General features: G+C 54.3%; 8 protein-coding genes. 5 read left to right on the top strand and 3 right to left on the bottom strand.

The features are described 5' to 3' along the window. The 4 genes from ACZAHD_RS11030 to ACZAHD_RS11015 all read left to right on the top strand — a co-directional run. The coding region (locus tag ACZAHD_RS11030; protein ID WP_462456804.1) for a hypothetical protein at positions 1-81 on the top strand (81 nt) is incomplete at its 5' end. A 209-nt stretch (positions 82-290) separates the two neighbouring features. Then, positions 291-935, top strand: a complete 645-nt coding sequence (gene adk / locus ACZAHD_RS11025) for an adenylate kinase (RefSeq protein WP_462456801.1) — start codon at positions 291-293, stop codon at positions 933-935. 127 nt (positions 936-1,062) lie between these two features. Continuing rightward, the gene (gene hemH, locus ACZAHD_RS11020) at positions 1,063-2,025 is read left to right on the top strand and encodes a ferrochelatase (RefSeq protein ID WP_462456800.1); all 963 of its coding nucleotides are present in this window, start codon (positions 1,063-1,065) and stop codon (positions 2,023-2,025) included. 63 nt (positions 2,026-2,088) lie between these two features. Then, a complete protein-coding gene (locus ACZAHD_RS11015) occupies positions 2,089-3,393 on the top strand; it encodes an inosine/guanosine kinase (protein WP_462456799.1) in 1,305 nt (434 codons plus the stop codon). A 103-nt stretch (positions 3,394-3,496) separates the two neighbouring features. On the opposite strand, the gene ybaL is transcribed toward ACZAHD_RS11015, so the two are convergent. Both ybaL and ACZAHD_RS11005 read right to left on the bottom strand, forming a co-directional pair. Continuing rightward, positions 3,497-5,173, bottom strand: coding sequence for a YbaL family putative K(+) efflux transporter (gene ybaL / locus ACZAHD_RS11010; RefSeq protein ID WP_462456798.1), 1,677 nt, complete (start codon positions 5,171-5,173; stop codon positions 3,497-3,499). 346 nt (positions 5,174-5,519) lie between these two features. Continuing rightward, on the bottom strand, positions 5,520-6,740 hold the full coding sequence (locus tag ACZAHD_RS11005; RefSeq protein ID WP_462456797.1) for an MFS transporter: 1,221 nt from the start codon (positions 6,738-6,740) through the stop codon (positions 5,520-5,522). Between the two features lie 163 nt (positions 6,741-6,903). On the opposite strand from ACZAHD_RS11005, the gene ushA reads away from it, so the two are divergent. Continuing rightward, positions 6,904-8,556 (top strand): bifunctional UDP-sugar hydrolase/5'-nucleotidase UshA, encoded by a 1,653-nt coding sequence (ushA, locus tag ACZAHD_RS11000; RefSeq protein ID WP_462456796.1) that lies wholly within the window; start codon positions 6,904-6,906, stop codon positions 8,554-8,556. A 139-nt stretch (positions 8,557-8,695) separates the two neighbouring features. Here ushA and ybaK read toward each other — a convergent pair whose 3' ends face one another. Continuing rightward, positions 8,696-9,175: a Cys-tRNA(Pro)/Cys-tRNA(Cys) deacylase YbaK gene (ybaK, locus tag ACZAHD_RS10995; protein ID WP_004858826.1), complete on the bottom strand. Its 480-nt coding sequence runs from the start codon at positions 9,173-9,175 to the stop codon at positions 8,696-8,698. Between the last annotated feature and the right edge of the window lie 99 nt (positions 9,176-9,274).

Below are 9,274 nucleotides of genomic sequence, written 5' to 3'. Positions count from 1 at the left end.
CAGGCCCTGCTGGCGGAACGCGGTACCCTGGAAGATCCTAACCAGTTCATTCGCCGTATGAACCAGCTGTTGGCTTCCTGATCCTTTCGTTGTTTGTCCACACCGGCCCGCGTACTGGATGCGCGGGCCGGTGTGGATGCTTCCTCTGATGGCGTAATCTCTGCCTTTCAAGCAAAATAAACCTTCCATTAACCGTTTCAGCCGCTGCGCCTTTCTTGAGCCATCTGCATTCTGGTGGTATGGTTTAGCGTTTTTGAAAAATTGAATCGACTTTTGAGGGGATTTTCGTAATGCGTATTATTCTGCTTGGCGCTCCGGGCGCGGGTAAAGGAACTCAGGCTCAGTTCATCATGGAGAAATACGGAATTCCGCAAATCTCTACCGGTGACATGCTGCGTGCTGCGGTGAAATCGGGATCCGAGCTGGGCAAACAGGCCAAAGACATTATGGATGCCGGCAAGCTGGTGACCGACGAACTGGTGATTGCGCTGGTTAAAGAGCGTATCACCCAGCAAGATTGTCATAACGGTTTTCTGCTCGACGGCTTCCCGCGCACCATTCCGCAGGCTGACGCCATGAAAGAAGCGGGCATCGCCGTTGATTACGTTCTGGAATTTGATGTACCGGACGAACTGATCGTTGACCGCATCATTGGTCGTCGCGTACATGCGGCTTCCGGTCGCGTTTACCACATCAAGTTCAACCCGCCGAAGGTGGAAGGTAAAGACGACGTGACCGGCGAAGAGCTGACCACCCGTAAAGATGACCAGGAAGAAACCGTACGTAAGCGCCTGGTGGAATACCATCAGATGACGGCGCCGCTGATCGGTTATTATCAGAAAGAAGCTGAAGCGGGCAACACCCGGTACGCAAAGGTTGACGGTACCAAAGCCGTTGCCGACGTGCGCGCTGAACTGGAAAAAATCCTCGGTTAATCCCGTTGGTTCTCATCCTGCCACGGCGGGATGAGAACATCTCTTATTCTACCTTTTTCTTTGATTGGTTCCGTTTAGCGCCATTTCAGCTACAATTGTCAGCGATTCAAATGGTTAAGAGGCGGTCATGCATCAGACGAAAACAGGTATCTTGTTAGCCAACTTAGGCACTCCCGATGCGCCCACGCCCGATGCGGTGAAGCGCTATCTGCGACAATTTCTCAGCGACAAGCGGGTGGTTGATACGCCTCGTCTGCTGTGGTGGCCGCTCCTGCGCGGCGTGATACTGCCCCTGCGCGCGCCGCGGGTTGCGAAACTTTATCAGTCCGTGTGGATGGAAGAGGGATCGCCGCTGATGGTTTACAGCCGTCGACAGCAGCAGGCTTTGGCTGCGCGTCTACCCGATACACCGGTTGCCTTAGGCATGAGCTACGGTTCACCTGCGCTGGAAAGCGCAGTGGATGAACTGCTGGCCCAGGGGGTTGACCATATCGTGGTGCTGCCGCTGTATCCGCAATATTCTTGTTCCACGGTGGCGGCAGTGTGGGATGAACTGGCGAGAATTCTGGCTAAAAAACGGGCCATCCCGGGTATCTCCTTTATTCGCGATTATGCCGATGATGCCAGCTATATAGAGGCGTTGACTGCCAGCGTTCGTGCATCGTTTGCCGTGCACGGCGAACCGGATGTGTTGTTGCTTTCTTATCACGGCATACCGCAGCGTTTTGCTCACGAAGGCGACGATTACCCGCAGCGTTGCCGCGATACAACCCGCGAGTTGGTCTCCGCGTTGGGACTTTCGCCGGACCGCGTCATGATGACCTTCCAGTCGCGCTTTGGCCGCGAGCCGTGGCTGACACCTTACACCGACGAGACATTGAAAATGTTGGGCGAGAAGGGCGTGAAGCATATTCAGGTGATTTGTCCGGGCTTTGCTGCGGATTGTCTGGAAACCCTGGAGGAGATCGCCGTGCAGAACCGGGAGGTCTTCCTTGAGGCTGGTGGGCAGAAATATGAATACATTCCGTCGCTTAATGCGGACAGCGCGCATATCGAAATGATGGTGAACCTGACGGCGCCGTATCGCTAATCGCGTGCGGAAGGGGGAATATGCTATTATTCCCCACTTGTTCACTGCCATTAAATCGCCTCTATGAAATTTCCCGGTAAACGCAAATCTAAACACTACTTTCCCGTTAATGCTCGCGATCCGCTGTTGCAACAAACGCAGCCGGAAAATGAATCCAGTGTCGCGTGGGTGGTCGGCATCGATCAAACGCTGGTTGATATCGAAGCCAAAGTAGATGAGGCGTTTATCGTGCGCTACGGTCTCAGCGCCGGTCATTCGCTGGTCATCGAAGATGATGTCGCCGAAACGCTCTATCAGGAACTGGTACGGAATAATTTAATTACCCACCAGTTTGCCGGCGGAACGATTGGCAATACCATGCACAATTACTCGGTGCTGGCCGATGACCGCTCGGTATTGCTGGGGGTTATGTGCAGCAATATCGAAATCGGCGGCTACGCCTATCGCTATCTGTGCAACACCTCCAGCCGCACTGACCTGAACTATCTGCAAGGGGTGGAGGGGGCCATTGGACGCTGCTTTACCCTGATTAGCGAGTCGGGCGAACGAACCTTTGCCATCAGTCCGGGGCACATGAATAAACTGCGCCCGGAAAGCATTCCTGAAGAGGTGATTGCCGGCGCCTCTGCGTTGGTGCTGACCTCATATCTGGTGCGCTGCAAGCCCGGCGAGCCGATGCCGGATGCAACGATGAAAGCCATCGAGTATGCCAAAAAGCATGATGTACCGGTCGTGCTGACGCTGGGAACGAAGTATGTCATTGCCGATAACCCGGAATGGTGGCAGCAGTTCCTTAAGGAAAACGTCTCTATTCTGGCGATGAATGAAGAAGAAGCTGAAGCGCTGACCGGGCTGTCCGATCCACTGCTGGCGTCGGATAAGGCCCTGGAGTGGGTGGACCTGGTACTGTGTACCGCCGGGCCAGCAGGTCTGTATATGGCCAGCTTTACGGAAGACGACGCCAAACGTAAAACTCAGCATCCGCTGTTGCCAGGGGCGATTGCCGAATTCAACCAGTATGAGTTTAGCCGTGCAATGCGTCATCAGGATTGCGTCAACCCCTTACGGATTTACTCGCATATCGCGCCGTACATGGGGGGCCCTGAGAAAATTATGAATACCAATGGCGCCGGTGACGGGGCGCTGGCGGCACTGCTGCACGATATCACCGCCAATAACTACCACCGGAATAACGTTCCGAACTCCAGTAAACACAAGTGCAAGTGGCTGACCTACTCGTCACTGGCGCAGGTGTGCAAATATGCGAACCGCGTCAGCTATCAGGTATTGAACCAACACTCCCCGCGTTTAACCCGTGGCTTGCCGGAGCGAGAAGATAGTCTGGAAGAGGCATACTGGGAGCGTTAAATCCGTTTTTCTCTCTTGCGCCGCGAAGGGGAGAGCGTAGCAAACAGTGACAAGGCGCGACTGAGTGCGCCCCTCGCTTCCCGAGAGGCGCCATAGCAGGGGATTATCCGGTAACCACTTCACCCGCTGGCGGCGTCTCCAGCATTAGCAGCATGGCGCGGGCGATTTCACGCTCGCCCATCACCACCTGATTCGCGCCGCGTTCGGTAATGTAATCTACTTCATCGTCATAATGCGCCCGGGCGATAATCTCGATATTCGGGCATTTCTCGCGGGCGGCAGCGACAATTTCCCCCGCCTCATAGCCGTTAGGAATGGTCAGCAGCAGCCAGCGGGCGCAGTCCAGATGCGCCAGATTCATGATCTCTTCATTTGCCGCATTGCCCAGCACCGCACGAATACCGCGCGCGCGTAGTTCATCGACGCGGGTACGTGACGTTTCGATAACCACCAACGGAATCCCCTGGGCCATCAGCTTTTCACCCAGCAGGCTCCCGACGCGACCAAAGCCCACCAGCAGCGCGTGGTTGCAAATATCGACCGGAATCTGCTTCTCTTCCTCAAGCACTTCTTCGAAGGTCTGCTCATCCAGCGTTTCGGTTTTATCGAGATATTTTTCCAGCAGCGCGAAGAGCACCGGGTTAAGCATGATAGAGATAATCGCCCCGGCCAGTACCAGATTTTGTCCGGCCTGTGGCAGTAAATTCAGCGCCATACCAAGCCCGGCAAGAATAAAGGCGAACTCACCGATTTGCGCGAGGCTGGCGGCGATGGTCAGTGCGGTACGCGGCGAGTGGCCGAACATCCGCACGAGGAAAAAGGCGATCACCGACTTGCCGAAGATAATGATAGCCAGCGTAGCCAGCACCGCCAGCGGTTGCTCCAGCAGGATCATCGGATCGAACAGCATGCCGACGGAGACAAAGAACAGCACGGCGAACGCATCGCGCAGAGGCAGCGTATCGTGCGCAGCACGGTGGCTGAGCTCGGATTCGTTCAGTACCATTCCGGCGAAAAATGCGCCAAGCGCAAAGGAGACATCGAACAGCTCAACCGCACCGAAGGCGATCCCGAGAGCGAGGGCCAGAACCGACAGGGTAAACAGTTCACGGGAGCCGGTGGCGGCGCTGCGGGACATAATCCACGGTACCAGACGGCGGCCCACCAGCATCATAATGGCGATAAAGGCGATCACTTTGCCGATGGTGATCCCCATATCGACGGCCAGAGACGCCAGGCCAAGATCGCCTTTCTCCGCCATACCGGCGACGGCTGGCAGCAGAACCAGCGTCAGAACCATCACTAAATCTTCGACGATAAGCCAGCCGATGGCGATCTGCCCTCGCTGACTATCAATAAGCTGTCGTTCTTCCAACGCGCGCAGCAGCACCACGGTACTGGCGGTAGAGAGACACAGGCCAAATACGATGCCGGTCATCAGCGACCAGCCCAGCACGGCAGAAAGCGCCATACCCAGCAGCGTTGCCACGGCTATCTGGGCAATCGCACCGGGAATGGCGATCGACTTTACCGCCATCAAATCCTTTAAAGAGAAGTGCAGCCCGACGCCAAACATCAGCAATATGACGCCCAGCTCAGCCAACTCCGGCGCCAGTTTGGTATCGGCAACGAAGCCCGGTGTAAAGGGACCGGATAACACGCCTGCTAATAGATAGCCCACCAGTGGCGAAATGCGCAGCTTATTGGCAATCATGCCGAAGATAAAAGCGAGTACGAGCCCACCAACAATGGTGGTGATAAGCGGTGTTGCGTGGTGCATTCCGTCTCCTTGTATGTGGTGAGCCAATCCATTTTCAGTATTAAACACGCCATCCTTCAGTCTGCCTCTGCGTTAGCTTCGCGCGTTCACCGGGTCATTTCTGTTCCAGAGATTCACTTGTGCTACCGTACGACAGCCCGGAGGGGGCGATGTCTAAACCTAAAAACCGAGTAATAGTTTATGACAGTTTTGATTGTTTTGTTTATGAATAATTATTGAATTATGCAGAAAAATGGAATTTAACTGCAAAAAGGCACAGATCGAAAAACTACGAGGGATAATGAGCGGGAGTGCTGGCAGGATAAGGAATTATGGCGGCTAAAGTTTCACTTTAGCCGCCGGTTAATCAGCCTTTTTGGCGGTTGTCAGGAAGGAATATCGTCAATATGCCGAGAAGTGGCAGGAAAGCACAGATTTTATAAACCAGCTCGATACTGGTATGGTCCGCTAACAGCCCCAGAACGGCGGCTCCGAGACCACCCATACCAAATGCGAAGCCGAAAAACAGACCGGAAACCATGCCGATACGCCCCGGTAACAGCTCCTGGGCGTAGACCAGGATGGCCGAAAAGGCTGATGCGAGGATAAATCCAATGATCATGGTCAAAATCCCCGTCCATTCCAGCGTGGCGTAAGGTAAAACAAGGGTAAAGGGAGCAACACCGAGGATCGAGCCCCAAATCACATATTTACGCCCAATCTTATCGCCAACTGGCCCGCCAATCACCGTTCCTGCGGCAACGGCAAACAGGAAAATAAACAGATGAACTTGCGCATTCTGGATCGATAATCCGAATTTATGCATCAAATAAAAGGTGTAATAGCTACTGATGCTCGCCATATAGAAATATTTCGAGAAAATCAGCATCAGCAGGATGCCGACCGCAAGAATAATTTTGTTTTTCGGCAGCGGACTGGCGACGACGGTTTTCGGTTTCCCTTTATTCATCCGATGCTGTGCGGCATACCAGCGACTGATTTGCGACAGCACGACGATGGCCAGCAGCGCAGCCAGGACAAACCACGCGACGTTACCTTTGCCGTAGGGCGCGATAATCACCGCCGCCAGCAGCGGGCCCAGAGAACTGCCAAAGTTACCGCCAACCTGGAATAGCGACTGAGCCAGTCCGTGACGGCCCCCGGAAGCCATACGCGCCACGCGCGATGATTCCGGATGGAATACCGAAGAACCGGTACCCACCAGTGCGGCGGCAAGCAGGACCGTGCCAAAACTCCCTGCCAGCGCCAGTAAAACCAGGCCGCAGAGCGTAAAACACATGCCGATCGGCAACGACCATGGCATCGAGTGTTTATCGGTCCAGTAGCCGACCACCGGTTGAAGCAGCGAAGAGGCCAACTGGAAGGTCAGGGTGATCATCCCGATTTGCACGAAGGTCAGGGAGAACTCCGACTGAAGCAGCGGGTAAATCGCCAGAATCAGCGACTGGATCATATCGTTCAGCAAATGGGACAGGCTGATGGCGCCCAGAATACCAAACGAGGTGCGTGCTTTTTGTGGCGCAGCAGCGGAGCCGGATAAGGGTTGAACGGTCTGATTCGTCGCCATAGGTTCACTTTGAGCGTGTTATTGTGGATGCAGATGGAATTATTATCTGACTAACATACCTGTCCCTGAGGTTTGAAGGAAGACTCAATGCCGAAAACATATTTGTCTGTCGACGTAACTCGCTATACTTTCGGCACTTGTTTATTAAGTCAGGGAGAGAAATATGCATTTTTTAAAACGAGCGGTGGCGCTGGGGCTATTTACCGCGCTGTCTTTGGGAAGCTTATCCGCACAGGCTTATGAGCAGGATAAAACTTATAAAATCACCATCCTGCATACCAACGATCACCATGGGCACTTCTGGCGTAATGATTACGGCGAATATGGTCTGGCGGCGCAAAAGACCCTGGTCGACGGGATTCGCAAAGAGGTCGCCGCTGAGGGCGGCAGCGTTCTGTTGTTATCCGGCGGCGATATTAATACCGGCGTGCCGGAATCAGATTTACAGGATGCGGAGCCGGATTTTCGCGGTATGAACCTGATTGGTTACGATGCGATGGCGGTAGGTAACCATGAGTTTGATAACCCGATCAGCGTGTTACGCCAGCAGGAAAAGTGGTCAAAGTTTCCGTTCCTCTCCGCCAATATCTACCAAAAAAGCACCGGTGAGCGTCTGTTTAAACCCTGGGCGCTGTTTAAACGCGGGGGCTTAAAAATTGCGGTCATTGGCCTGACTACCGATGACACGGCGAAGATAGGTAATCCGGAATATTTCACCGACATCGAATTCCGCAAACCGGCAGACGAGGCCAAACTGGTTATCCAGGAACTGCAGCAAAATGAAAAACCGGATGTGATTCTGGCAACCACCCACATGGGCCATTACGACAACGGAAACCATGGCTCTAACGCCCCTGGCGATGTCGAAATGGCGCGCAGCCTGCCGGCTGGATCGTTGGCGATGATCGTCGGTGGCCATTCGCAGGATCCGGTCTGTATGGCTTCAGAGAATAAAAAACAGGTCGATTATGTACCGGGCACGCCGTGCGCGCCGGACAGACAGAATGGCATCTGGATTGTTCAGGCGCATGAGTGGGGGAAATATGTCGGCCGCGCCGATTTTGAGTTCCGCAACGGCGAGATGAAGCTGGTACACTATCAGCTGATCCCGGTCAACCTGAAGAAGAAGGTGACCTATGATAACGGCCAGAGCGAACGGGTGCTCTATACGCCGCAAATCCCGGAAAACCCGCAGATGATGTCGCTGCTGACGCCATTCCAGAATAAAGGAAAAGCGCAGCTTCAGGTCAAAATTGGCAGTGTGAATGGGCATCTTGAAGGCGATCGCAGCAAGGTGCGTTTCATGCAGACCAATATGGGACACCTGCTGTTGGCGGCGCAAATGGCGCGTAGCAATGCCGATTTTGCGGTGATGAGCGGCGGCGGTATTCGCGACTCCATCGAAGCCGGGGAGATTACCTATAAAGATGTCATGAAAGTGCAGCCGTTCGGTAACGTGCTGGTGTATGTCGATATGAGCGGCAAGGAAGTAACGGACTATCTGACCGCCGTGGCGCAGATGAAACCAGACTCCGGCGCCTATCCGCAGTTCGCTAACGTCAGTTTCGTGGCGAAAGATGGCAAGCTGAATGATCTGAAAATCAAAGGCGAACCGGTCGATCCGACAAAGACCTACCGAATGGCGACGTTGAGCTTTAACGGGACCGGCGGTGACGGCTATCCGCATATCGACACTAAACCGGGTTATGTAAACACCGGGTTTATCGATGCCGAAGTGTTGAAAGAGTATATCCAGAAAAACTCACCGCTGGATGCGGCCGCCTACGAGCCGAAAGGCGAGGTGAGCTGGCAGTAACGCGTAAGGATTTCCCGGTGGCGCTACGCTGACCGGGCTACGGATTCGCCACGATTGGGTGGCCAGGTAGCCCGGTCAGACGCCACGCGCCGCCTTTGGGATTGCCCCGCTTTATCGGTCTATCGACGCTGAGGCGCGATTAATCGCGGCGGGCGATATCGGCGAATTTCGCGTCGAGAATCTTCGCTAAATCGCTGGCCGCCAGTTCAATATCCAGCCCGCGCTTGCCGCCAGAAATATAAATGGCGTTAAACGCCTGGGCCGGAGCATCAATCAGCGTGGGTAGCCGTTTCTTCTGTCCGAGCGGGCTGATGCCGCCGACCAGATAGCCCGTCGTACGCTGGGCGACCATGGGATCTGCCATGTCCACCTTCTTCGCACCGAGGGCTTTGGCGACTTTTTTCAAATCCAACTGCCCGGCTACCGGCGTCACCGCCACGGCCAGATGTTTCATATCCCCGTTGACCGCGACCAGCAGCGTCTTATAAACCTGGTCTGCGTTGAGCCCCAGTTTGCGTACCACTTCGTCACCGAAGTTGGTTTCATTGGGATCGTGATCGTAGCTGTGGATCTTAAAAGCAATTTTGTTTTTTTCGAGTAACTTAACGGCGGGAGTCATACTTATCCTTCTTACTTACCAACCGATCTCACGTGCTGTCAGCATACGCCTGTTGAATGTGTAAAAAATAGTACCATCTTGCGCAATAGTATTGGCAGT

The sequence above is a fragment of the Raoultella sp. genome, from assembly GCF_039594335.1.
GTDB lineage: Bacteria > Pseudomonadota > Gammaproteobacteria > Enterobacterales > Enterobacteriaceae > Klebsiella.
The sequence above is the reverse complement of the archived record's forward strand: the minus strand, read 5'-3'. Positions and strand labels throughout refer to the sequence as shown.

What these genes read in the sequence shown, in the direction of transcription:
- adk (WP_462456801.1), top strand. Translation starts at nt 291, where the DNA reads ATGCGTATTATTCTGCTTGGCGCTCCGGGCGCGGGTAAAGGAACTCAG.
- ushA (WP_462456796.1), top strand. Translation starts at nt 6,904, where the DNA reads ATGCATTTTTTAAAACGAGCGGTGGCGCTGGGGCTATTTACCGCGCTG.
- ACZAHD_RS11015 (WP_462456799.1), top strand. Translation starts at nt 2,089, where the DNA reads ATGAAATTTCCCGGTAAACGCAAATCTAAACACTACTTTCCCGTTAAT.
- hemH (WP_462456800.1), top strand. Translation starts at nt 1,063, where the DNA reads ATGCATCAGACGAAAACAGGTATCTTGTTAGCCAACTTAGGCACTCCC.
- ACZAHD_RS11005 (WP_462456797.1), bottom strand. Translation starts at nt 6,740, where the DNA reads ATGGCGACGAATCAGACCGTTCAACCCTTATCCGGCTCCGCTGCTGCG.
- ybaK (WP_004858826.1), bottom strand. Translation starts at nt 9,175, where the DNA reads ATGACTCCCGCCGTTAAGTTACTCGAAAAAAACAAAATTGCTTTTAAG.
- ybaL (WP_462456798.1), bottom strand. Translation starts at nt 5,173, where the DNA reads ATGCACCACGCAACACCGCTTATCACCACCATTGTTGGTGGGCTCGTA.